17 protein-coding genes and 1 tRNA gene are annotated in these 23,958 nt (G+C 36.2%); 14 read left to right on the top strand and 4 right to left on the bottom strand.

The window, feature by feature from the left end; translation table 11 throughout:
- The first annotated feature begins 68 nt into the window (after window positions 1-68).
- The 10 genes from O1450_RS09585 to tnpC all read left to right on the top strand — a co-directional run bounded on the left by O1450_RS09585 (window position 69) and on the right by tnpC (window position 11,435).
- A complete protein-coding gene (locus O1450_RS09585) occupies window positions 69-407 on the top strand; it encodes a phage holin family protein (protein ID WP_269228234.1) in 339 nt (112 codons plus the stop codon).
- On the top strand, window positions 404-1,030 hold the full coding sequence (locus tag O1450_RS09580) for a lysozyme (protein ID WP_269228233.1): 627 nt from the start codon (window positions 404-406) through the stop codon (window positions 1,028-1,030). The genes O1450_RS09585 and O1450_RS09580 overlap by 4 nt, the downstream gene beginning before the upstream one ends.
- Window positions 1,031-1,522, top strand: coding sequence for a hypothetical protein (locus tag O1450_RS09575; RefSeq protein ID WP_269228232.1), 492 nt, complete (start codon window positions 1,031-1,033; stop codon window positions 1,520-1,522). It begins immediately after the preceding gene.
- Window positions 1,523-1,951: 429 nt separating this feature from the next.
- Complete coding sequence (locus O1450_RS09570) at window positions 1,952-3,160, top strand: tyrosine-type recombinase/integrase (protein ID WP_269228231.1); 1,209 nt, start codon at window positions 1,952-1,954, stop codon at window positions 3,158-3,160.
- Window positions 3,161-3,234: 74 nt separating this feature from the next.
- Window positions 3,235-6,816 carry a hypothetical protein gene (locus tag O1450_RS09565; protein WP_269228230.1) on the top strand — a complete coding sequence of 1,194 codons (3,582 nt, stop codon included), beginning with the start codon at window positions 3,235-3,237 and terminating at the stop codon, window positions 6,814-6,816.
- 3 nt (window positions 6,817-6,819) lie between these two features.
- Window positions 6,820-7,116 carry a hypothetical protein gene (locus O1450_RS09560; RefSeq protein WP_269228229.1) on the top strand — a complete coding sequence of 99 codons (297 nt, stop codon included), beginning with the start codon at window positions 6,820-6,822 and terminating at the stop codon, window positions 7,114-7,116.
- 712 nt (window positions 7,117-7,828) lie between these two features.
- A protein-coding gene (locus O1450_RS09555) for an IS3 family transposase (RefSeq protein WP_269228228.1) occupies window positions 7,829-8,988 on the top strand; the annotation gives its coding sequence in 2 pieces (ribosomal slippage) (window positions 7,829-8,063 and window positions 8,063-8,988; 1,161 coding nt in all).
- Window positions 8,989-8,995: 7 nt separating this feature from the next.
- Window positions 8,996-9,424, top strand: a complete 429-nt coding sequence (tnpA, locus tag O1450_RS09550; RefSeq protein WP_269228227.1) for an IS66-like element accessory protein TnpA — start codon at window positions 8,996-8,998, stop codon at window positions 9,422-9,424.
- Window positions 9,421-9,756, top strand: coding sequence for an IS66 family insertion sequence element accessory protein TnpB (gene tnpB / locus O1450_RS09545; protein ID WP_269228226.1), 336 nt, complete (start codon window positions 9,421-9,423; stop codon window positions 9,754-9,756). Before tnpA ends, tnpB begins: the two co-directional genes overlap by 4 nt.
- A 74-nt stretch (window positions 9,757-9,830) precedes the next feature.
- Window positions 9,831-11,435, top strand: a complete 1,605-nt coding sequence (gene tnpC / locus O1450_RS09540) for an IS66 family transposase (protein ID WP_269228225.1) — start codon at window positions 9,831-9,833, stop codon at window positions 11,433-11,435.
- A 701-nt stretch (window positions 11,436-12,136) separates the two neighbouring features.
- Here the strand turns inward: tnpC and O1450_RS09535 are convergent.
- A complete protein-coding gene (locus O1450_RS09535) occupies window positions 12,137-14,017 on the bottom strand; it encodes a M66 family metalloprotease (RefSeq protein ID WP_269228224.1) in 1,881 nt (626 codons plus the stop codon).
- Window positions 14,018-14,498: 481 nt separating this feature from the next.
- Complete coding sequence (locus O1450_RS16560; protein WP_442865413.1) at window positions 14,499-14,681, bottom strand: hypothetical protein; 183 nt, start codon at window positions 14,679-14,681, stop codon at window positions 14,499-14,501.
- 576 nt (window positions 14,682-15,257) lie between these two features.
- On the opposite strand from O1450_RS16560, the gene O1450_RS09530 reads away from it, so the two are divergent.
- Window positions 15,258-15,491, top strand: a complete 234-nt coding sequence (locus O1450_RS09530; protein WP_269228223.1) for a hypothetical protein — start codon at window positions 15,258-15,260, stop codon at window positions 15,489-15,491.
- Between the two features lie 52 nt (window positions 15,492-15,543).
- Here the strand turns inward: O1450_RS09530 and O1450_RS09525 are convergent, their stop codons facing one another.
- The gene (locus O1450_RS09525; protein ID WP_269228222.1) at window positions 15,544-16,227 is read right to left on the bottom strand and encodes a pirin family protein; all 684 of its coding nucleotides are present in this window, start codon (window positions 16,225-16,227) and stop codon (window positions 15,544-15,546) included.
- Window positions 16,228-16,420: 193 nt separating this feature from the next.
- A complete protein-coding gene (gene argG / locus O1450_RS09520) occupies window positions 16,421-17,779 on the bottom strand; it encodes an argininosuccinate synthase (protein ID WP_269228221.1) in 1,359 nt (452 codons plus the stop codon).
- Window positions 17,780-18,055: 276 nt separating this feature from the next.
- On the opposite strand from argG, the gene O1450_RS09515 reads away from it, so the two are divergent.
- The 3 genes from O1450_RS09515 to O1450_RS09505 all read left to right on the top strand — a co-directional run bounded on the left by O1450_RS09515 (window position 18,056) and on the right by O1450_RS09505 (window position 23,836).
- Window positions 18,056-20,086, top strand: coding sequence for an NADPH-dependent 2,4-dienoyl-CoA reductase (locus tag O1450_RS09515; RefSeq protein WP_269228220.1), 2,031 nt, complete (start codon window positions 18,056-18,058; stop codon window positions 20,084-20,086).
- A gap of 86 nt (window positions 20,087-20,172) precedes the next feature.
- Window positions 20,173-20,262 (top strand) — tRNA-Ser (locus O1450_RS09510).
- Window positions 20,263-21,064: 802 nt separating this feature from the next.
- Window positions 21,065-23,836, top strand: coding sequence for a hypothetical protein (locus tag O1450_RS09505; RefSeq protein WP_269228219.1), 2,772 nt, complete (start codon window positions 21,065-21,067; stop codon window positions 23,834-23,836).
- Window positions 23,837-23,958 lie beyond the last annotated feature (122 nt).

The following is a 23,958-nucleotide window of genomic DNA, read 5'->3' as shown; positions in this document are numbered from 1 at the left end:
GGTTCGCTAATCGAACACTTTTCATTAAAACTCTACGGTAATACGTGGGGTTTTTTAATGGGTAAGAAATGGATAGAGATAACACTTTTGCTGAAGCCATAAGTGCAATTATTACTTATGGATGGATTGTTGCTATTGCAATGCTTGGTGGGCTAGTCAAATTTATTCGTAAGTTAAATGAGTCTAAAGAACCTAAACCCCTCCAATATATTTTTCTAAGATTCGCAGGTGAGATGGTTATTTCAGCCTTTGCAGGGATTATAACTGTCTTGATTTGTCTTTATTGGGATTTTCCAATTGTCTTGATTGGTGTGTTGGCTGGTATTTCAGGGCATCTTGGCGGCAAAGCTATTGATACTTTTGAGCTGATTTGGAAATCCATAATATCAGGGGGTAAAACTCAATGAGCGCAGATCAATCACAACAAGTTGCCCAAGTATATTCATGGCTTCGCGCTATGTCTGGTGGCAAATTAAGTCAATCTCAGGTTGTAGCTGGTGATCAGATTATTGAGAAAAATGGCTTAAATGTTTTTGCAAAACTTATTGGCTTTGAAATACCTACACCTTTAGTAAATGGACAGCGAGATATTTCTGAGAATGGTTATGCAATTATTAGAGATGCTGAGGGGTTTCGTTCAACAGCTTATTTAGATACAGGAGGTGTTTGGACTATTGGCTTTGGTACCATTAAATACCCAAATGGCACATCAGTTAAAAAAGGCGATACTTGCACGAGAAATGAAGCTGAACAATGGCTTAAAAACGATTGTGTATGGGTTGATGCTTGTCTTGATAAAAATGTCAAAGTCAATCTTAATCAAAACCAATTTGATGCATTGGCTTCTTTTGTCTACAACATAGGCGAAACCGCATTTGTAAAAAGCACAATGCTTACTCTTATTAATCAAAACAGTTTGACTTTAGCTGCAAGTCAATTTGATCGTTGGGTGTTCGATAATGGAAAGCGTATTCAAGGCTTAGTCAATCGTCGAGCAAAAGAAAAATCATTATTCCTAAAGGTGGCTTAAATGATTGATGCTGTGTTAGGTAAATTTTACAAATACATTATTTTAGGCTTGATGATATTTATCTTTGGATATGTTTTTTATGCCAATTCTCTTGCTGGAAAATTGGCAAATGCTGAAAAAGTTAAAACCAAAGCAATAGCTGATGCTATTAAGCCTTATCAAGATGCAATTGATCAGGCTCAAGAGGAAAAAGCCACCATTATGCAAACATGGTCAGCTAAAATTATAGAGGTTGAACAAAATGCAATTAAACAAATTCAAGCCGCAAATATTGATGCTCGTAATGCTCAGTTTTCAGCTAATAGCATGTCAAAGCAACTCAGTGAAGCCAACAAACGTTTGTCCAGTGCTCCCAAGCAAACCATCATTAACTACACCATTGCCAACTCAGAGCTACTCGAAAGTTGCACAGCAGAATATCGAAGCTTGGCAGAAAAAGCTGATGGCCACGCAATTGATGTCGAGCGATTGAGTGAAGCATGGCCGCAATAATAAGACTCAAGTAAGGGCTTTGGCGCAAACCCTACGCAACAAGGCGTGTTGGGGTTTGCTATTTTAAGATACTATAAATTCTGCTAAAACCCGATATAATCATTGTGTCAGGTGAATTTAGATAAAAATAGACTAAAATCATAGTGTGTCAGGTCTTGTGTCAATGCTACTTAATTCATTGATATTTATAAAATGTTATCCACCTTGACATCGTAGAGGTCTCCAGTTCGAGTCTGGATATACCTACCAATATACTAACCACTCATGATATTTCATATACTTTCATGAGTGGTTTTTTTATGTATTACAATAATTTACATTAATTTCATACACACTCATAACTACTCATAACCACCCATATAATTAGCCATCTTGTATCCATTGATGTATCCCAATAATATTTTCAATATTGGGATACAAGGTACAGAAATGAAAAGATGTAATATTAAAAGACGACCTCTAGCAGATACTGTTTTAGAAGCTTTAGAGCCAGAAGAAAAAGAATATAGGGAGAAAGATAGTAATAATTTATATTTCCGTGTTCAAACAAGTGGAAAAAAATCATGGCAACTAAGATATAAAACTAACGAAAACAAATGGACTTGGCTTGGACTAGGATCTTACCCAGAAACATCTGCTGTTAGGGCAAGGGAAAAAGCTATGGAAATTACTTTAAGAAAATCCAATGGAGAAGAAGTAAAAACAAAAAAAAGAATCCTTAAAGAAGAGATTGATCTTGAAGAATTGAAATTTAAATATTTACTGCAAGACTGGATCGAAACCAGAAAAAAAAGATGGAATGAGGTGACTTTTAAGAAAGCTATAAAATCATTAGAGAAACATATTTTTCCAAATTTTGGAGAAAGAAATTTTAATGAGATTACTCCTAAAGATTGGCTTGATTTTTTCAAGGGGCTTCAGAAGAAATTCAAAATTTACAACCAAGTTGAGAAGTTAACTTCATATTGCCGTGGTGCATACGATTTGGCTAAATTTCAGAACAAAGTAACCTCAAATCCGTTGGAAGGAATAAATGAGTATTTAGATCCGTATAAAAAAGGAAACATGAACTTTGTTTCTTATGATGAATTGCCTGAATTAATTTTGAAAATTAGACAATACCCAGTCAGAGAAATAGTAATTGGTTTAGAGTTAATGATATTAATGTTTCCAAGACCATCTGAATTGAGGCTTGCTACTTGGGATCAGTTTGATTTTGATGAGGCAGTGTGGATTAGGCCTGCGTCCATAATGAAAAATAATATTCCACATGCAATTCCTTTATCAAAACAGAGCATCTGTTTATTGCAAGAGCTTAAAGAAAATTCAGGTGTATCTAACTTATTATTTCCGGGAAGAAATTCATTTTCTAAACCTATTTCCGATAATACATTCAATACGGCTTTAAAAAGATTAGGGTATGATGGAAAGCAAGATCCCCATGGTTTTAGACATATAGCGAGTTCTCAATTTAATAAAAAATTTAGCGGAGTACCACAGGTGGTGGAGTCAGCTCTTTCACATTTAAAAAAAGGGGTAAAGGGGATTTATGACAAGGAAGCACACTATGAAGAGCGTATTGGTATGATGCAGTGGTGGGCTGATGAACTTGATATGATTTGTAATTTAAAAGGCTAATAAAATTTGACTAACTACATTGATGAATAGAAGATAGGAGAATATAAAATCTTTTTTAAATAAATGGTTATAAAATGATTCAACCTAATTGGGATATATTTTCTGCAAAATTTTCTACTAATAAAGAAACCACATTTGAATGGTTTGCTTATCTGCTTTTTTGTCGAGAATTTAATTTACCAAAAGGGTGGTTTGGATTTAAGAACCAATCAGGAATTGAGAAAAACCCAATTGAGCATGAAAGCCAAGTAATTGGTTTTCAAGCTAAATTTTATTCAATATCTCTTTCTGATCATAAAGAAGATTTTATAGAAATGCTTCTAAAAGCAAAGAGAGATTATCCTAATCTTACTAAAATACTAATTTATACTAATCAATTGTGGGGACAAGCACATAACAAAAAAGAAAACAAAATGGATTCTCCACGGGCTTTAGTAGATATAGAAACAAAAGCTAAAGAACTTAATATTTTACTTGAATGGAGAGAGGCATCATTTTTTGAATCAGAGTTTGTGACATTGGAGCATGATGATCTTTCCAAATACTTTTTTACTGAAGATCCATTGCAAGGCTGGCAACGTTATGATGATTGGTCAAATACAAAGGCTAATATTGAAGATGAATATTTCATTGATAACGATATAAAAGTGATTACCCCACAAAATAAAAACAATAGCGAACTTAATGTTGTAGATGGTATCAAGGCGATTCGAGATAAACTTTCGACTACTGGCACTTCTGTAAGACTAGTAGGTTTATCTGGTGTGGGGAAAACACGTTTTGCACAAGCACTATTCGATGATCGCATTGGTGAAAATCATTTAGATGTTAAAAATGTTTGGTACTGTGATGTTGGGGATTCACCAAATCCACTTCCAGAACATTTTATTGAAGAATTAAAGTTAAAAAATAAGCCCTTTATTCTAATTGTTGACAATTGTGGACAGGATACTCATGCAAATTTAACCAAAAAAATTAAGAGTACTGAAATTTCACTTTTAACAATTGAATATGATGTAAAAGATGATATACCCGAAAGGACTGATGTCTATAAGCTTCAACCAAACAGTATTGATATTGTTGAGAAAGTAATAGAACGCCATTATCCAGATGTTAATGATCTAAATAGTCGCAAAATTGCAGAATTCTCTGGTGGAAATTATCGATTGGCTTTAGCCATAGCTTCAAATATTGAGAAAACTGATAACTTAGCCCTACTTACGGATAATCAATTATTTGAGCGATTGTTTTGGCAAAAAGGTCAAAGAAATGATGAGTTATTTAAAATTGCGAAGAATTTTGCTCTTGTCTATTCCTTTAACATTGAAGACTCTGGTGAAGAAAACTCTGAGTTGGATTTTTTAGCAAATTTAGCAAAAGTAGATTCTGATTCTGCGATAGATGCAATTGAGATGCTGAAAAGTAAAGATATTGTGCAACAACGTAGTAAATGGCGAGCAATTTTACCTCATGCACTGGCAAATCATTTAGCTAAAGAATTAATTTCTAGGAAGTTAGTTAGTCAATTAGATCAATTGACTAAGCAGATGCCTGAGCGATTACAGCTATCTTTTGTTAAACGTTTAAGTTATTTACATGATGTTCCTAAAGTTAAAGAATTAGTTAATTTGTGGTTTACTGATGAAGGTTTGTTTGGAAAAAAAATTCTAGAAGGAAATTACAACGATCAAGATTTAGTAAAAATAAGATTATTAGCGCAAATTTCTGAAGAGCAACTTCTATATTTACTTGAACAGAAGCATTGTGCAGATCCAAAATTTTTTACACGAGAGAATAATTCTTTTGTAGAACTGTCTCGTTTGGTTAGAGTTTTAGCTTATCAAGAACATAATTTTGTAAGAGCTTTTGATTTACTTGTTTATTTTGCAAAAGACGAAAAAGAAAATGAAAGAAACAATTCAGTGGTCAGTCTAGTAGCATCATTGTTTAGATTATATACATCTGAGACATTAGCCAATTTAGAGCTGAAAAAAGAAGCTCTAACTTTATTAAAGTCTAAAATAGATTATCTGCCGATATTATTAGCATGTCTTTCTAAAGCACTAAACTTTCATGAATATGGATGCTTTATTAGGGAATCTGATGAAAGTGGAAGAACATCTGACTATGGTTATCAACCTAAAACTTATCAAGAAGTTTGGTCATGGGTTGAATTTTTACTTAAAATACTAAATGAATTGGATAAACAAAGTGTGGTGCAAGCACGCAAAATTTTTGTAAATTATCTTAAAGAAATTATTTGGACGTGTAGAAAAGTTGATTTAGCAAAAGCATATTTAGAGGAGTTTAATGAGAGGGGCTATTTCTCAGAAGCATATACTCAAATATTAAATATTATTAAATGGAATGAAGATGAATTAAAAGAAAAAGCTCCTCAATTATTAGTTGATTTAGAAAACTTAGAACAACAACTTAGACCTAAAAAACATAATATTGGAGAGCTAATTAAATCATATATTTTAGTCTCAGATCATGGTCTTTATAGAATGACTAGAGATACGGATGATGAGTTTGCAATAAAAATCCCTGATTTTGATAATTATGAAAATCTTATAAAATTTATCAGTGATGAGCTTCAAGATATTACAATATTAAAAGCAAATTTTGAACTGTTAGCCCACGCAAAGAGTGGGTGGATTAGTCATCAATATTTGATAGAGCTAGGAGAGAAGAGTGCAAATGTTTTTAGAGATGTTAATGACTGTATTGAAACACTTCATAATATAAATATAGATCAGAGTTTAGATTTTTCTGAATTTATATTAGGTATATTGAATGGATTTAAGCAGAGTTCATTTGAGGATTACCATAACTTAATAAATTTTTTGTTAGAAGATCCGAATTTAAAATGTATGGCATCAATGCTTGTTTTTAATTCTTGTAAATATGACGATGACTATGTATATCTCAGCCAACTTATCCATGATGAAAAGTTTTTTCGACTAAGTTTACCTGGTCTAGCATTTTGTAAGTTTCATAAAAAAATAACTGAACAAAATTTTGAACTTCTATTAGATAAGCTTATAGAAAAGCAAGAATGGGATATTGTGCATTATGAGCTTTTAATGGATTGTTCTTTTAATAAATGTGTATCTGATAAGTATCAGGATATTTTATTAAGACATAGCTATGATTTTCTAAGTAATGGTGATTTTTTAAATAATTTTGAAGCTGCTTTGATGCATTTAATGCAATATGATGAAGATACAATATTTAATAATGTCAAAAAAATCTTCAATGCTGAAAGTTATGTTTGGTTCCATAGCGAAGATAAGAAGTTTAAAATTTTGAAAATATTAATAGAACATTCTACAGACAAATTTATTAAATATTTTGTAGAGGATTCAGCTTTCTTATTAAAATTCTTTAATAAAGATTTAGCAAAAATATTAGTATATGCAGATTCAGAAATTGTCTTGAATTGGATAAATAAAAATCAAGAAAAAATTAATTTTTGGGTAGAAAATTCAAGATTATATACTATTAAAAATCCTAATAAATTAGTTGAATCAGAAGAAAAAATTCAAATAATTTGGAATAATTTACTGATTGAGCTACTAAATATTAGTGAGGATAAGCTTCATGTTATTGATATAATAGACCTCTTGCAAAAGTCAAAAAATAATCAGATGTAAGTATTGATTTTATTAAGTTTGATCAATTCTAAAATCATTGAAAATAGCACTTACGCAAGAGGTCTAATTATTAGACATCAAATTTTAAAAATGAGTGGAGTATTTGGAGGTAGTAGATCTCAAGCTATGAGTTCAAGACTACCTTATTTTGAGTCACTACGGGATAAATTAGAAACTCAATTTCCTGAGGTATTGAAGTTAATAGATACTAGAAAAAGTGAATGGCAGAGAAAAATTTCTGAGCAAGCTAAAGCAGATGAGCAAGACGAAATGCAAAGCACTGAACGTTTTGATTGGTAAAAGTAAAGGCTACATCCCAAATAGGATGTAGCCTTAAAAGGTTTTTTAGAACATTTCCTTGTTCAATTTTAACGCCTTTATTGGCTGATCAATTTTTTTCATGCCGACTTAAGCCATATTCCACTTCAAATTTCTAAATCTAGGATTTAGCTTTTTCTCGCCTAAGATGGAAGAACGAGACACTAATATTTTTCATGTCCGTGTGAACATTAGCTAGATTTAAAAGCACCTAGTAACTCCGCATAAGCAGCATTTCTTCAGTGACCAAACTTCAGAATACTTATGCTTTATCAATCATGGTCTAGTTTGAGCGACCAAGCCCAAACATAGGAATACGACCAAGTACTCCCTTAACCTTCTTCTAACATATTGCCGAACATATTCTCATATGTGCCGACTCAAGCTTTCGCAGTGAGCAATCTGATCAATCAGACTGTTTTAGGATTCGCTTTAAGCTAGCTATCTCACTTAATACCAATCTTCCTTTGAAGATCTGTATCACAATTTCCACAAGTAAAACCTGCTTTATATGCGCTACTTGCCATCGCTCCTACACTGTAAGCGTCCGCTGAACCCCACTTTTTCTAACTCATTAATACCACGATAGTGTCCACTAAATTTTAAGTGGACACCTATTTATGATCCTAGCCAAAATAATGGACAGCATGTCCCTCTAAAGATAACGTAACTTCAATCTTTGGAGATCCAAGAAATGGCTAAACGTTTTAGTCCGGAATTTAAACAGCAAGCAATTGATCATGCACTTTCAAACTCCCACGAGCCTATAGCTGCAATCGCCCATAAATTAGGTGTGGGTTATTCAACCTTAGATAAATGGATTCGTGAAGCCAATCCAGTAGGTTCAAGCAAACGTCAACTTTCTCCTGAACAACAGCGGATATTGGAATTAGAAAAAGAAGTCAAACAGCTCAAGGAAGCCAATGACATCTTAAAAAAAGCGCATGTGTACTTTCTGACAGATCATGCCAAGAAAAGTACACGGTAATTCAAGATATGGATGTGAATGAAGTCACTGTGTCTTCTGTCTATAAATGCCTAGATGTCAGCACTTCAGGCTATTATGCCTGGCGAAAACGCCAGACCAATACAGCGCAGAAATACAATGATTTAAAAGTTGTATATTGGCAGCATCATGCGCGCTTGGGTGCACCGTCATTGGTACATGACATGCGTGATTTAGGTTATCGCATGAGCGAACGTACCGTTGGAAGGATGCTAAAAAAGCTTGGTTTACGTAGTAGGATTGCACGTAAATACAAGCATACGACTGATTCAAACCATCGTTTGTCTACAGCATCAAATTTGTTGGATCGCCAATTTACAGTTACTCAGCCTAATAAAGTTTGGACAACGGATATTACCTATATCCGAACTAAAGAAGGCTGGCTGTATTTATGTGTGATGCTAGATCTATTCAGCCGTCGTATTGTGGGTTGGCAAACCAGCCATCGAATAGACCGCCAATTGGTGTGTGATGCGTTTAATTATGCAATGGCTCGTCAGGGTTATCCAACGGGTGTCATGGTGCATTCGGATCAAGGTAGTCAGTACTGTAGTCGTGATTTTAGGGCGCTATTATTGACGAATAACTGTATTCAAAGCATGTCTAGACGAGGAAACTGTTGGGACAATGCAGTGACCGAAAGCTTCTTCCATACCCTGAAGGGGCATGTAGTACATGGCAGTGTATTTTCTACGAGAAAAGAGGCAAATGCTATCTTGTTTGAGTATATTGAAGTTTACTACAATCGAATCAGAAGGCATTCTGCAAATGGCTGGTTAAGTCCAGAAGCCTTTGAACAGAAATATTTCAAGAATTTAGAGGGATCGGTTGTCCACGATACTGTCTAGGATCATTATGGATTTAAAGACAGTTATAGACAGTACAGCAACGCTAAAAAAGCCCCGTCGAACTTTCACGGCTGAATTTAAACATCAACTTATTCAGCAATGCCAGCAGCCAGATACATCAGTGGCCAAGGTAGCAATGCAACATCAGATCAATGCTAATCTGCTGCATAAATGGATTCGTCAGTCCAGATCAATGGTTCCATCATTAACAATCTCATCCATTCCACAGACCGACTTCCTTCCCGTCATTCTTCACCCGACGCCAGTCAAACAAGAAGCACCTCCGCCACCTGTGCCAGAGAAGAAAGCTACCGCTCATATCAGGATTCCATTACATGATGAACAAGGTTCCGTAAGGGATCAGATGATCGAAATCGAATGGCCGGTGGAGTCTGCAACTGAATTACTGCTTTTACTTCAGGGCTTGATCAAATGATCCGTATCGATGAAATCTGGTTGTCTACCCAGCCCATGGACATGCGTGCGGGTATGGATACGGCCATGGCGCAGATTATGAAAGCCTTTGGCTCAATCAAACCGCATTGCGCCTACCTGTTCTGTAATAAACGTGGCCATCGTATGAAAGTGCTGGTACATGATGGACTGGGCATCTGGCTGTGTGCCAGGCGGCTGGAACAGGGAAAATTCCACTGGGCTAAAGTTCACCAGAGTGAAAACGTAGCTCTCAGTCCAGAACAGTTACAGGCACTAATTCAGGGTTTGCCCTGGCAGCGCATTGGACGACAGCAAGTGGTCACAATGCTCTAAACTAGCTTGGTACATTCTGCTATTCTCCAAATGTTCTATATCCTCTGCGTCATGACCTCAGGCATACTGCGGTCATGAATACGCTGCCTGACTTAAGCCAACTGACCCATGAACAACTGCTGGAATTTACCCGGCAGTTGGCGATGCAGCATCAGTCTCTGGCACAATCAAATCAAGAATTAGAAAAATCAAACCAGCAATTGGATGCCAAAGTTCAGCATCTTTCTATTCTCAATCAAAGATACGAGCATGAACTGGCGCTGTTTAAAAAGCATAAATTCGGCAGTAAAAACGAACATCTCACCGCAAAACAAATCCATCTATGGGACGAAGCGGTCGAAGAAGATATCGCAGCCGTTGATCTGGAATTAGAACGATTAAATGCAGATAAAACCGATGCAGCGACACAGAAAGCCACAGTCAACAAACCTAAACGTCGACTGCTGCCAGATCATCTACACACCATCCGTATTGAGCATGAACCTGCATCAACCCAATGCAGTTGTGGCTGCCAGTTACGTCGTATCGGCGAAGATATCAGTGAAAAACTGCATTTCAGACCGGCACAGTTCTACAAGGAACAGCATGTCCGTGGCAAATGGGTCTGTGATCAGTGCGACACCCTGACTCAGCAAGCGATGCCCGCCTATGTGATTGATAAAGGCATTGCTTCACCTGAATTGCTCAGCCATGTGCTGGTATCGAAGTATGCCGATCATTTGCCGCTGTACCGTCAGCGCCTGATCTATCAGCGGGCAGGTATTGATCTTTCCAGATCCACATTATCTGACTGGATAGGTCGCTGCGGTGTGGAACTGGAACCTCTGGTTAATGCCTTAAGACAGCTTGTACTGCAGCAACAGGTGCTGCATGCCGATGAAACACCAGTCACCATCATGCAGATGGGTGAGAATGAGAAAAAACCGAAGAAAGGTTATGTCTGGGCCTATGCCACCACACAGTACAATCCACTTCAGGCGGTGATCTATGACTTTCAGGATAGCCGTTCTGGCCAGCATGCTGAAGAGTTCCTGAAAGACTGGCAGGGCCATCTGGTCTGTGATGATTATAGTGGTTATAAAGCACGCTTTAAATCAGGCCAGGTCATTGAGGTGGGCTGCATGACCCATGCACGTCGTAAATTCCATGAACTGCATGTGACCGGGAAAAGTCAGGTCGCTGAACAGGCATTAGTGATGATTCAGAAACTGTATGCCATAGAAGCAGAACTCAGGAAAAAGACCGATGGTACAGCGCAACACCGCCGCGAATACCGGCAACAACATAGCCAACTGGTGATGCAACAACTATATGAATGGCTCAACCAACATTATCTGACGGTGCCATCGAGTTCTCCAATCGCCAAGGCGATCAATTACACTCTGAAGCGTTGGCCAGCTTTAAGTCGCTATTTGGATGATGGCAATCTACCGATTTGTAACAATTGGATCGAAAATCAAATGCGACCTTGGGCCTTAGGACGCAAGAACTGGCTATTTGCAGGTTCGCTGCGCAGTGGTCAGCGAGCTGCAAACATCATGACCCTGATCCAGTCAGCAAAGCTGAATGGACTGGATCCGTATGCCTATTTAAGTGATGTGCTGAAAAGGCTACCGACGCATAAAGCGACCCAAATAGAAGAATTACTGCCACACCGCTGGAAACCCGACCAATATTAAAAAATAGCTATGGGGTTCAGCGGACGCTTACGGATAAAAACAATAGCGGTACACTCTTTCATAACCTACGTTTTACAAATCAAAGAAAGAGGAAATACGGCTCTCCTGAAACCCGTGGTTAGCTGAGTAATAATAAGAGTATTCATGACAGACCTATTGAGGTAGAGCAGCAGATTCGCTTTGGTGATTTGGAAATAGATACAATTGTTGGTAAAAACCATCAGCAAGCATTAGTCTTTATTGTGGATCGGAAGACAGGTTGTTTATGGCTGAAAAATGTAGCTCACGTAAGGCAGATGAAAGTTGCTAAACAACCATCAGTCTTCTTGAGCCGATCTAAGATCAGCTCAAGACTATTACTGCAGATAATGGCAAAGATGCGCGAATGAAAATATAAATGGTCTAATCAGACAATATATTAAAAAAGGCAGTAATTTAAATATCTATACGGATGAATATATCTCAGAAATCACTCTACGTTTGAATCATCGCCCAAGAAAAAAATTCAGATTTAAAAGTCCGTGTCAGGTATTATGACAACAACATGCTGTTGCACTTCAAATGATAATATAAGCCTATAGAAAAGCCACCTTGCGGTGGCTGTTTTCTTATAGCGGACTTAAAATTTAATGATTTTAAAATGTATTCTGTAACTACTATTTTTTAAATGCATAATCTTAATTTGAATCAAAAAAAAGCTTTTATAGATCTCGACTTGCTAAAATCTTAGCTGATTTATCTAATCCATTTTTCCATAAAATCGGCGTACTTAATATTTCTACTTTGCTAATTTGATTTTCAGCAGGAATATTCATAGCAAATGTTTTAAAACTTTCAGAATTTTTGGGATCAAGTTTATTATCACTAAAATCATCCGATTCTTTAAACCAAGGTCTAAATCCACCTTGTATTGCAAAGTGTTTAGTCGTTTGATTTTTATAGTATACTTTTAGCGTATAATCACATCCACTTTCGGCACAGAAATTTTTATAAATACTGTCACTATTTCTACTAATTTTTGCTAAGTCATTTGCATCTGTTGGATCTATTTGTGTTAATAGATTTCCTGTATAGGTTTTAGATACAGGATATATTTGTGTCATGCCTTTGGTATTCGCGTTACTGATAGTAAATACTACTGTTTTGACAAGTACATTTCTTTTATTTGCATAATTTTTATTTATTCCAAATCTTGCTCGATCCCATTTGTCATCGGTTGGATCATAGTCTATCCATTGATAATTTTTTTGATCCCATTTAGAATAATTGGTCAAACTTTTATCATTTATAATTGTTTTAGATTCAACATATTTTTGAATTCTTGCAGCATTATAATCTGAAAATATACCATATTGATATTTTTTAGATCTATCTTCACTACCAGACTCCATTACATCAACTTTGTAGCAATTTCCATTTTCATCTAATGGTCTCACATATCCATGAGATGTATATTTTTTACAGTTTGAGTAGTTTTGCGCATCACTGGTAACGAGATCTGAAATAAAAGTATTTGTACTTATATCAAATCCCCATTCTGAGCCTTTTATGCTTCCTCCGTAGTAGGGGAAGTTATTATCTTTGTATTCTCCTGCTGCATGACCAAGTCCAAAAGCATGTCCACTTTCGTGATTAAATATACCACTATAATAATGGTCTCCAACACTCACATTTCCCCATCCGACTCCGCCGCCTGGATACTGATATTCACCTTTAGAATTCATTTGAACAATAGGCCCATAGTATTGATAATTTAAACTAGAATTTCCACTTGCATAGTAGATCGTAGTAATAGTATTTAGAATTGTATTAATAACTCTTGAATCCTTTTCCAAAACTTTTTCAGCTTCTTTTCCATCGGAAGGAGGAACGATCATATAATCCCATTTAATTTCACCAATAGGATGCTGTTCAAAAATTAATTCTGATATTGGCCAAATATTTTCAAGTTCAGCTTTCTGTTGAGAAGTTGGCGAAATAACTTTGTCGTAAGCGATTAAGTTCGTAGATGCTCCAAATAAGTAAAATGGTAGAATTTGTATTTTTAAATTAGAATGTAATGAAAACTCTACTTCCTTAAAGATAGATGGTTGAGCATTATCTGATATAACTCTAAATCTAAGCCCTTTTTGCATATATTCTTTTGGAATGTTTGCTATCCAAGTATTTTTTGAAAATGGTAAGGGTTTTACATTTCCATCTACTGAAAATGATTTATAGTCTTGTGATAGATTAATGCTTGTTATTAAATTCTGAGACTTATATATCTCAATTTTAGGATTCTGATCACCATTTAAATTTAAATCTAAAAGGATTATTGCTGATTTATTTGGAGTGGCTCTATAAGTTAGTTCACTGCCATCTTTTAACTTCCATACTTTACCCTGTTCAGTTGGTAATATATGTGACTGAATAATATTTACTTTACTTAAAGTTATGGGAATCAATGTTTGTTTTTGTGTTTCAGTTAATTTTAATTCCTTATCCGTATTCATAACTTGATTTGGGGCTGATGATTCACCACCACAAGCAGAGAGGAAAATAGGAATGCTAAGTATTTTTAAAAATTCTATCTTTTTCATAAGATTAATCCTATAAGTGTAATAGTATTAATTTATCAAAAATTTTTTTTATTATCTATATTTATAATTTTGTTTATATTCACAAATAAATTTTTTAATGTCAATTTAAGCACGTATTTAGATATTTTTATGAAAATACAAATGTATTTTAATGATACATTAGACCTCTTTCATAAATAAAATTTTATTCATCTCTAAATTATAAATAACTGCAATCAAATTAAATCTTAAGCCAATTTTTTCCTCTATTTCGGTAACGCTCTGCAAGGATTTTGAAAGTCTTTAATTTACCAAATAAGTAACAGCTAAAAAGTAAACATGTATGTTATTTAAATTAATAAATAAAATACAATCGCTTATGGTGATTTTTTGATTTTTTACGCATGTTTAATTGCCTAAATACACTTACATACTCAATTTCTATTCTTCTTTTATTAACTTCTCGATTATATGTTTTTATGGCAGGATTTAATACACAATGCTATTTAGCTTTACACGTTAACAGGCTATTGGAATATATCGCATATATCACTCGATAACCTTTATTTGCCAGAATGAATGAATTTGTTGGGACTAAATACTGATTGCATTTGAACAGTTCAAAATCATGTACCGCACCTTTGCTCATACACAAACTTAGTATTTGCTGTGTTTTATAGTGAATGATCGCTTGTACCTTAAATGTATGAGCTTTTTTCTTGCCGCTATAGCTTTTGTTCTGTTTTTAGGTCTTTGAATTGGAATTTGAGTGGCATCTTCGATTACAACATTGCAGTCTATACATTCCCCTTGAGGGATATCTCTGGGAAACCTGGCTGAATTAAACTATCTTCAACTAGACGAACAGTTCTGGAAGCTATTGGCTCTGATACACCATAATTTGCAGTAACTTGAAATAAACTTCGGTATTCTCTTCAATAGCTTAAACAGGATTCGAGTTAGTTATGCGTGAACAATTTTTATCAGATATTGGAATCTTGACTAACCCTAATATTGGTGCTAATTTAATCAATAAGGAAGTCATATACTATTTGGGATTTAAGAGAAATCTTACCCAAATGAATAAAGATATGACAACCTGAATACACAGCTAACAACGAACGAGACGATTCAGATTGTTTTTAAAAATGTTCAAGGTTGTAGAAAAGCCCGTTAATCGGGCTTTTTTAATGCCGATTATTTTTTGGATAAAATTTAGGCTATAGTGAAATAAAGATTGGAGGAGCAATAGGGGATTGTGATGCTGATATTTATTATTTTGGTCATTGTGATTGGCTTAGTCTTATTAGCCTTCTTCGCAAAGAAAACAGATTCTACACAGGATACATCTGATTATAGTCATCCGTATTCTTCCACAACCTCTTCATGTGATTCTTCTCAGGATAATGTTTCTAGACATTCTGATGAATGTAGCTCAAATGATGATTCGAGCTCAGACTCAAGTAGTTGTGATAGTAGCAGCAATAATGATTAGAAAAAGCTTGTACCCCCTAAGGGGCAAGGGGTACAAGATAAACCGAGTTTAATTAAGGTAGATCAAACCAAATCATTTGGCTTTCTTGCAATGCAGTAATGGTTGCAATTTCATCGAATACTAAAGCATCACCTGCTTTAACCAAATGATTGGCAATCATTACTTCACCTGAAATCACATGCACGTAGTTCACTTTTTTTCGTGCTGTAATTTCTAAATGTTGATCTTTCTCAATGACAGCAGTTTTCACTTCCACATTCTGACGAATCGACATTGGTGCAGATTCATCACCAGCAATCAAGTGCCATTGGTTTGGATGGTTTTTTGGATTCAGCTGTATTTGCTGATAAGTTGGCTCAGCATCTTGTACATTCGGTTGAATCCAGATCTGTAATAGATGCACTGCTTTATCATGCTTGTTCATTTCACTGTGGGTGACGCCAGTTCCAGCACTCATCAACTGCCATTCACCTGCATTGATCTGACCTTCATTGCCCATACTGTCTTTATGGGAAATGGTGCCATCAAGTACACAGGTTAGAATTTCCATATTGTCATGGGGATGGGTACCAAAACCATTGTGAGCAGCAACCGTATCATCATTGATTACACGTAATGCGCTGACACCCATGTATTTCGGGTTATACCAACTGCCAAATGAAAAGCTATGATAGGTGTCTAACCAACCTGCTTTGACATGCCCACGGTTTTCACTACGATGTAGATAAGCATTCATCTTTCATCTCCCAATTATTATGTTTTGCTTGATGCTTATATTATCGATTCATAATAGTGATAAATAGTCTTTTATTGCGACATATTGTTCTATAAATGCAATGATTCGGTAATGAGTATTTTCTTGGGTAAAATAAAAAAGGCTGAATCAAATATTCAGCCTTTTCAAGTTGGTAAATTAATTTACCAATCTTTTATTTTGATTTATTTTCTAGCTGTGGAATTGCAGAACCTTGACCAACTGCAAGCAAACCAGTTTCAGTATAGATACCCAATTTTGCACGGGTATCGGTAATATCAAGGTTACGCATCGTTAACTGACCGATACGATCCATTGGTGTAAATACAGAATCACCTTTCTCCATAGTTAAACGCTCAGCTTCATACGTGAGGTTAGGAGATTCAGTGTTCATGATGGTGTAGTCATTGCCACGACGTAATTCTAAAGTCACTGTACCCGTAATGGCTTTAGCAACCCAACGTTGTGCAGTTTCACGTAACATAAGTGCTTGTGAGTCGAACCAACGACCTTGGTAAAGTAGGCGACCTAAACGTAAACCGTTAATGCGGTATTGTTCAATCGTATCTTCGTTATGAATACCAGTTACTAAACGCTCATACGCGATGTGTAACAAAGCCATACCAGGTGCTTCATAGATACCACGAGATTTCGCTTCAATGATACGGTTTTCGATTTGGTCAGACATACCAAGACCATGACGACCACCAATACGGTTCGCTTCTAAAATGAATTCAACTGGATCTTCGATACGTTGACCATTGAGCGCAACAGGCATACCTTGTTCAAAAGTAATGCTCACTTGTTCTGGTTGGATTTCAACGTCATCTTTCCAGAATGCAACACCCATGATCGGATCTACGATTTTAATACCCGCATTCAAATATTCTAAATCTTTGGCTTCGTGCGTCGCACCCAACATATTTGAGTCAGTTGAATACGCTTTTTCCTTTGACATTTTATAGTCAAAACCGTTGTCGATGAGGAACTGTGACATTTCCGCACGACCGCCTAACTCATCAATAAAGGTTTGGTCTAACCAAGGCTTATAGATTTTGAGGGCAGGATTGGTCAATAAACCATAACGATAGAAACGTTCAATATCGTTACCTTTATAAGTTGAGCCGTCACCCCAGATGTTCACATCGTCTTCTTTCATCGCCGTTACAAGCATCGTACCTGTAACTGCACGACCCAAAGGTGTGGTATTGAAATAAGGAACGCCACCAGTACTAATGTGGAATGCGCCACATTGAATTGCTGCAATACCTTCAAGCGCAAGTTGTAAACGACAATCGATTAATCGAGCTTTGACTGCGCCGTATTGTTCAGCTTTCTTTGGAATTGCATCATAGTCATCTTCATCAGGTTGACCCAAGTTTGCAGTATAAGCATAAGGCTCTGCGCCTTTTTGCTTCATCCACAATAAAGCTGCTGAAGTATCGAGACCACCAGAAAAGGCAATCCCAACTTTTTTGCCTACAGGTACGTGCTGCAAGATAGTTGCATTATCAGTCATTGCTTGTCCTAACATTTATTAGTAAAGACTCCGAATAGGTAGTCTTGAGAATAAAAAATCGGAACTATTGTAACACTTTTCATTGAGCTTGTTTTCCTGAAAGAAAAACTAAGCAGAAAAATTATGTTCTAATACATTTGATTTTGGTTTTTTAGATTGGAAATCAAAATAGTTACATTGCTTTTGACTTTAGTGTCAGCATTTTCTTGAAAAGAGTCATAAACACATATAAAAATTCAGTTAAAGTACTATGCAACAAGTTGCAAAGCCAATAAATACAGAAGGAATACCATGACTAGCTATGCAAATATCTTAAAACCATTACATTTAGGGTTTACGACAATTAAAAACCGTGTAGTAATGGGCTCTATGCACACAGGTTTAGAAGATCGTTTCTTTAATTACCCTAAACTTGCAGCTTATTTTGAAGAAAGAGCAAAAGGTGGTGTTGGCCTAATCATCACAGGTGGTATTTCTCCAAATCGCCAAGGTTGGTTATTACCAGCTGGCGGTACAATGAATAGTTTAATGGATATTCCACAGCATCGTTTAGTGACGCATTCAGTTCATAAACATGGTGCAAAAATTTTAATGCAAATTCTGCATTCTGGGCGTTATGGCTATCAACCTTTTGTGGTTTCTTCGAGTGCTGTTAAATCGCCAATTTCACCATTTAAACCGCGTGAAATGAGTAATCAAAATATTTTGGATACGATTCAAGATTACGCACGTTGTGCGAGTATTGCGAAGAAAGCAGGCTATGATGGTGTTGAAATCATGGGTTCAGAAGGGTATTTGCTGAATCAGTTTTTAAGCCGACATGTGAACCAACGTACTGATCGTTGGGGTGGTGATATCGAAAATCGTATGCGCTTTGCAGTTGAAATTGTGAAAGCAATTCGTGCGAAAGTGGGCGAGAAATTTATTATTTGTTTCCGTTTATCAATGCTTGATCTAGTGCATGATGGTAATACGATGCAAGAGGTAACGGTTGTTGCTAAAGCATTGGAAAAAGCGGGTGTCACGTTATTAAATACAGGGATTGGTTGGCATGAAGCGCGTGTTCCGACTATTGTAACTTCTGTTCCACGTGCTGCATTTGCGGACTATACCGCGTTTGTAAAGCAGCATGTTTCTATTCCTGTGATTGCCTCAAACCGTATTAATATGCCAGATGTTGCCGAAGATATTATTGCTTCTGGTAAAGCCGATATGGTGCAAATGGCGCGTCCATTATTGGCTGACCCATACTGGGTAAATAAAACTGCAACCAATCGTGTAGATGAAATTAATACGTGTATCGCATGTAACCAAGCTTGCTTAGATCACAGCTTTAAGAATCAACGTGCAACCTGTCTTGTAAACCCACGTGCAGCATTTGAAACAGAATTGGTTTATATCAAAACTAAAAAACCTAAACGTATTGCGGTTGTTGGTGGTGGTGTTGCTGGAATGTCAGCTGCAACAGTTGCCGCAAGTCGTGGTCACGCCGTTACTTTATTTGAAGCAAGTAATGATGTTGGTGGTCAGTTTAATTTAGCGAAAGTTGTTCCTGGAAAAGAAGAATTCCACGAAACCATTCGTTACTTTAAGGTGCAAATCAAGCAAACAGGTGTCGATTTACGTTTGAATACGCGTGTAAGCCGTGAACAGCTTGAGCGTGAAGGTTTTGATGAAGTTATTGTGGCTACAGGTGTCGTTCCTCGTGCATTAAAAATTCAGGGCAGTACTGCGCCACAAGTATTATCTTATGCTGAAGTGTTACGTGGTGCTGAAGTTGGACAAAAAGTTGCTGTAATTGGAGCAGGGGGAATAGGTTTTGATGTATCAGAGTTTTTATTAAAACCACCGCATCAACCTCAGCCTCAACCTTTAGCAGAATGGCAACGTGAATGGGGAGTTGATCCAAACCCTAATTATATTTCTGAAGGTGGAATGCAACGTCCAGAAGTAGAAATGCCAATTCGCCAGATCTATTTGTTACAACGTAAAACTACACCTTTAGGTGTTGGCTTAGGTAAGACTTCAGGCTGGGTACACCGCGCGCAATTGAAAAAGCATGCTGTTCGTATGCTTCGTGGTGTGCAGTATAAAGCGGTAACTGATGAAGGATTATGGGTTGAGCATAATGGTCACGATCAGTTATTGCGTGTAGACACAATTGTCGTGTGTGCTGGGCAAGAATCTGTAAAAGATTTAATGCCTAAAGATGGTGAAAATACTTTAGCGAACTATCATATTATTGGTGGTGCGAAGCTCGCTGCTGAGTTAGATGCGAAGCGTGCAATCCGTGAAGGAGCTGAATTGGCCGCTAAACTCTGATAATTGATGAAACATTATGCATTTGAATACATTGCACTTAAATTTCTCTTGAATAAAGACAACAAGCTTTGTATTCTTACGCACATGGAAGCGTGGCAGAGCGGTTTAATGCACCGGTCTTGAAAACCGACGAGGGTGTGAGTCCTCCGTGAGTTCGAATCTCACCGCTTCCGCCAAATATTTGAATAAGCCCTTGTTTTTACAAGGGTTTATTTTTTGTCTTGGTTTTTGTCCCACATTGTAACCCACATTAAAATTCTGATTAAATCAATGGTAACTGGATGAAATCGGTAGCCTTTGGATAGTTGCTTAAAGTTGCAAGTCGTTTATCGTACTTCAAAATAAGACACTATATTCAGTTCTCTAGCATCACTTTGGCTATTTATTATTTCATTAATTCCAAGCTCCATTCAGCCTTTTATAAATCGCATGTGTTCTCTTCCTGTTAGTTAGGAGGGCAAGCAGTATTGTGTTGGGACTGTGCTATAAAGCTCAAATTAAAAATTACTAGAATCAAAATCCCTCTATTGTCCGAATCATCATTTTTTATCAATTTGTCTGGTCATGCTGTTCAGTATTCTCATCCCTGCTTTAGCTTAGTTTGTCATGTTCTTACTGAACTACATTGTTGCAGGTGTAGTTTTTTACGCCCATTTTTTAGTAGGGCAGTAAATTTAAAATCTCATTGATTTACTATTGGTATTTTAAAAATGGATTAATAGAAAATATTTAGCTAAATAATGAAAAAATATTTTTGCTTTAGTAGTGAAAAATATTAAGAATAGCAACTAAAGATTTTTGGCATAGTAATTAAAATTATATTGGAATAGTAGTATTCATTTTTTGAATTTTATTTTAATCTATGATAAAACTAACAATGACTTATGTGAAAGTTAACCATAAAATCTATTAGATATGAAGACAAAACCATATTTCTTTACCTACAGTTTTTCCAATTAGTATTTAGCAGGTATAGCCATGAAACAGAGTCAAGCCTATAACGAGTATGAAAACGATATTTTCAGCTATCTAAAGACTGTTATGTATGATGAATCCATCGCTGAGTTGCGACGGACTGGCAAAGAAATACATGCTGGAGTTTTCTATGAAACCATCCGTATGCTTGAGGGTGTTGAGTTTGGTTTAGCTAAAATAAAAAATAATCTCATCTCAACGCAGGCTGCTTATCTGGATGCTGATGTTGATGCTAAAAGGAAGATAATTTGTTTTTTAAACTATTTGCGACTGGATAAAGAATTAATTGAATTGGCTACTCTGGTGGATTCTTGGTTTAGTGTTCAGGTCAACCTGTTTATTGGCTTAGTGGAGAATGAGTTTTCAGAGTTCTATGATGACGGTCATGATTGGAGTCCACACAACCTTCCTGTAGATCGTGTTTTTGAATGTATTGCAAAGTACCGTGAAACGTATAATTTAAGACAAAAAGAAATTTTTGAGGAAAGGACGAGTTGCAACAAGAGGCATATTGAGTTTGCCACAGTGTTTAATAAAATCGTCTGGAGGGAAAAGAAGGTTTACGTTTTAAACTTGGTGGTTAAAATTAACCTTGTTACACGTCAATATCTGCCGATTACCCAATGGAGGCAGGATGACGTTGAACACGTCATGCATGCTTTAAGGTCTAGCTATCAAGTTTTCGGTCAGCAATTTAATGTATTAGTCGACTATGTGAATACTTATTTAGGGACGAATGAGAGCTTCAATTTTCATCTGGTATTGGTTTTGAAAAATGATCGTGAGCATAACGATGATCAAATTGCCATAGAGTTTTGGAATCTTCTTAATCAAAATTTGAACCAACAGGGTTACAACTTTATTGTTACCGTTGATAGCCTGAATGAGGTGATAAAACGCCAATTTAACTCTAGGGATGTTACAGGGTTATTGGGTTACAGACCTAAAAAGCAACTGGAAGATTTTAATTACTGGTTTTTGTATTTATTTGCCCACACTCAACGATTTGTACGTGCCATGCGACACAGTGTACAGCACACGCCATTTGATATTCATGATGTGGGATATAAAATTTCCAGATTGTTTCATGAGGTTCGGCATCCTGAACGTAAACCTAGAACCAAAAAAGCAGTCGAGTTGGTGAAACTTTCTGCATTGTATCGAGAGTTTAATGGGGAAGGTATTTGGGAAACAGCCACTCGTAAGCTTAAAGATAAAAATACATATACTGAGCTTTGCCGTATTTCTGATGAACAAAAGCATTTTTTTGTATTTAAAAAAGATACTAGTGAGCGGATGGCTCAACTGGAGTTGTTCATAGCACATCTTGAACACGCTGATATTTCCCCAATCAGTGAAGATGTCCCACTTGAATACATTGTCCATGCACCCAAACAATATCTCTTGTTGATTGAGAAAATGGCAATTATCTTGCTGCTTGATCATTCTCTTAGTCACACATATACAGAATATCTGAGCGAAACCCTACAAGGCACGTTGAGTTCAGGGCTAGCTTTCTTTTGTCATGAACACAGTAAGTCTCGTGATGTGATTAAAGTACCAGATAATAGCGATAATTTTTCATTGGGTTTTTATAGGGAGTTACACCAATACCTTTATAACTTAAGGTGTAAACTGCATGAAAGTTTAAAGGTTAAAGTGGGTCAAGATGATATAGCTGCAAAAAAAGCTCAACAGATGGCTAAGGTTCGTAAAAACTTTGACTCCATAACCAAGTATGTCCGCTATTATTTTAGGCATAATATGGATGTCTATCGTTTTAAGATGACTTGTCATGTTGATGCTGGACATGTACCAGAAGCCTTATTGTGTTTGGCATTGAGTGAAATTTGGACGGAATTTTTAAAAGATATTAAAAGAAAGCCGAAAGTCATTGGCAAACAACTTGTAGCCCATGTCGGAACGTATATCTCACTTACTCCACCGCTCATTGATGTGACACTGATTTTTGATGCGACGAATCAAGGGGGATTTCAAAATAATCTTGTTGAAAATATTAACAGACATTGGAAAAACTACTTAACGGATGAAGTAAAAAAGCAAATAAGCCATAAGCTTGCAAAAAGGCAAAAGGATGGTAAATTGCTGAAAGATTCGGCTGCAATTGATTATATTGATTTTCTCAATAAAATAAGTTTGCAATCAAAGCAGTTACCACTGATTGGTGAAAAACGGCGTGGGCAAAATCAAGCACTGTCTTGTAATTATAAAGATAAGAAACAACGGTCTGCGTTTATCAAAATTCTTGCAGGCTATTATGCGTATTATGGGCTTTTAGGAAGAACACCCATTGAGGGATGTGCAACTGATTTGAATTTATTGCTAAAGGGAAGAATGCCCAGTTCTAAACAGGATAGTGCTATTCCAGCAAAAATTGTAAAATCAGATTTTGTTTCGGAGCAGCCAGTATCGGACAACAATGAAACGATAGACAACGTTGTGAACCAAGAAGTTGACTGGTCAACTGACCATGAGGTATTGATAGCGGAATCTATATCAGGTTTAGATGATCAGGATATATCGGAGCAGAATCAGGCTGAAACTAAATCCGAAGATCAACCTGAGACTATTTTGCATAGCCAAAATATTGAACAATCTTTCCCTATTGATTCATCAGATCAAGTTATTACTCTTGAACCAATTGAAAACCATTTGGATCAGGCTGGAAAAAAAATGATGACGGGGAGGAAAGTTGAAGTAGATAAAAAGAAAGTATTTGTAGCATCACCTAAAGCTAAGCCAAAGGACTCGTAAAATGACTTAACTTTAGCTTCCATTTTTACCTATAAAATCATGCCAATCGGTATGATTTTACCTGTTTGCTATAGAAGTAGAGAAAATTGATTTTAAGTCTTTTGATGGTCATGTTCATGCAA

The sequence above is a fragment of the Acinetobacter sp. TR11 genome, from assembly GCF_027105035.1.
In the GTDB taxonomy this organism is placed as follows: Bacteria; Pseudomonadota; Gammaproteobacteria; order Pseudomonadales; family Moraxellaceae; genus Acinetobacter.
This window is presented reverse-complemented; position numbering and strand designations above follow the sequence as displayed.

What these genes read in the sequence shown, in the direction of transcription:
- O1450_RS09585 (WP_269228234.1), top strand. Translation starts at nt 69, where the DNA reads ATGGATAGAGATAACACTTTTGCTGAAGCCATAAGTGCAATTATTACT.
- O1450_RS09580 (WP_269228233.1), top strand. Translation starts at nt 404, where the DNA reads ATGAGCGCAGATCAATCACAACAAGTTGCCCAAGTATATTCATGGCTT.
- O1450_RS09575 (WP_269228232.1), top strand. Translation starts at nt 1,031, where the DNA reads ATGATTGATGCTGTGTTAGGTAAATTTTACAAATACATTATTTTAGGC.
- O1450_RS09570 (WP_269228231.1), top strand. Translation starts at nt 1,952, where the DNA reads ATGAAAAGATGTAATATTAAAAGACGACCTCTAGCAGATACTGTTTTA.
- O1450_RS09565 (WP_269228230.1), top strand. Translation starts at nt 3,235, where the DNA reads ATGATTCAACCTAATTGGGATATATTTTCTGCAAAATTTTCTACTAAT.
- tnpA (WP_269228227.1), top strand. Translation starts at nt 8,996, where the DNA reads ATGGATTTAAAGACAGTTATAGACAGTACAGCAACGCTAAAAAAGCCC.
- tnpB (WP_269228226.1), top strand. Translation starts at nt 9,421, where the DNA reads ATGATCCGTATCGATGAAATCTGGTTGTCTACCCAGCCCATGGACATG.
- tnpC (WP_269228225.1), top strand. Translation starts at nt 9,831, where the DNA reads ATGAATACGCTGCCTGACTTAAGCCAACTGACCCATGAACAACTGCTG.
- O1450_RS09535 (WP_269228224.1), bottom strand. Translation starts at nt 14,017, where the DNA reads ATGAAAAAGATAGAATTTTTAAAAATACTTAGCATTCCTATTTTCCTC.
- O1450_RS09530 (WP_269228223.1), top strand. Translation starts at nt 15,258, where the DNA reads ATGCTGATATTTATTATTTTGGTCATTGTGATTGGCTTAGTCTTATTA.
- O1450_RS09525 (WP_269228222.1), bottom strand. Translation starts at nt 16,227, where the DNA reads ATGAATGCTTATCTACATCGTAGTGAAAACCGTGGGCATGTCAAAGCA.
- argG (WP_269228221.1), bottom strand. Translation starts at nt 17,779, where the DNA reads ATGTTAGGACAAGCAATGACTGATAATGCAACTATCTTGCAGCACGTA.
- O1450_RS09515 (WP_269228220.1), top strand. Translation starts at nt 18,056, where the DNA reads ATGACTAGCTATGCAAATATCTTAAAACCATTACATTTAGGGTTTACG.
- O1450_RS09505 (WP_269228219.1), top strand. Translation starts at nt 21,065, where the DNA reads ATGAAACAGAGTCAAGCCTATAACGAGTATGAAAACGATATTTTCAGC.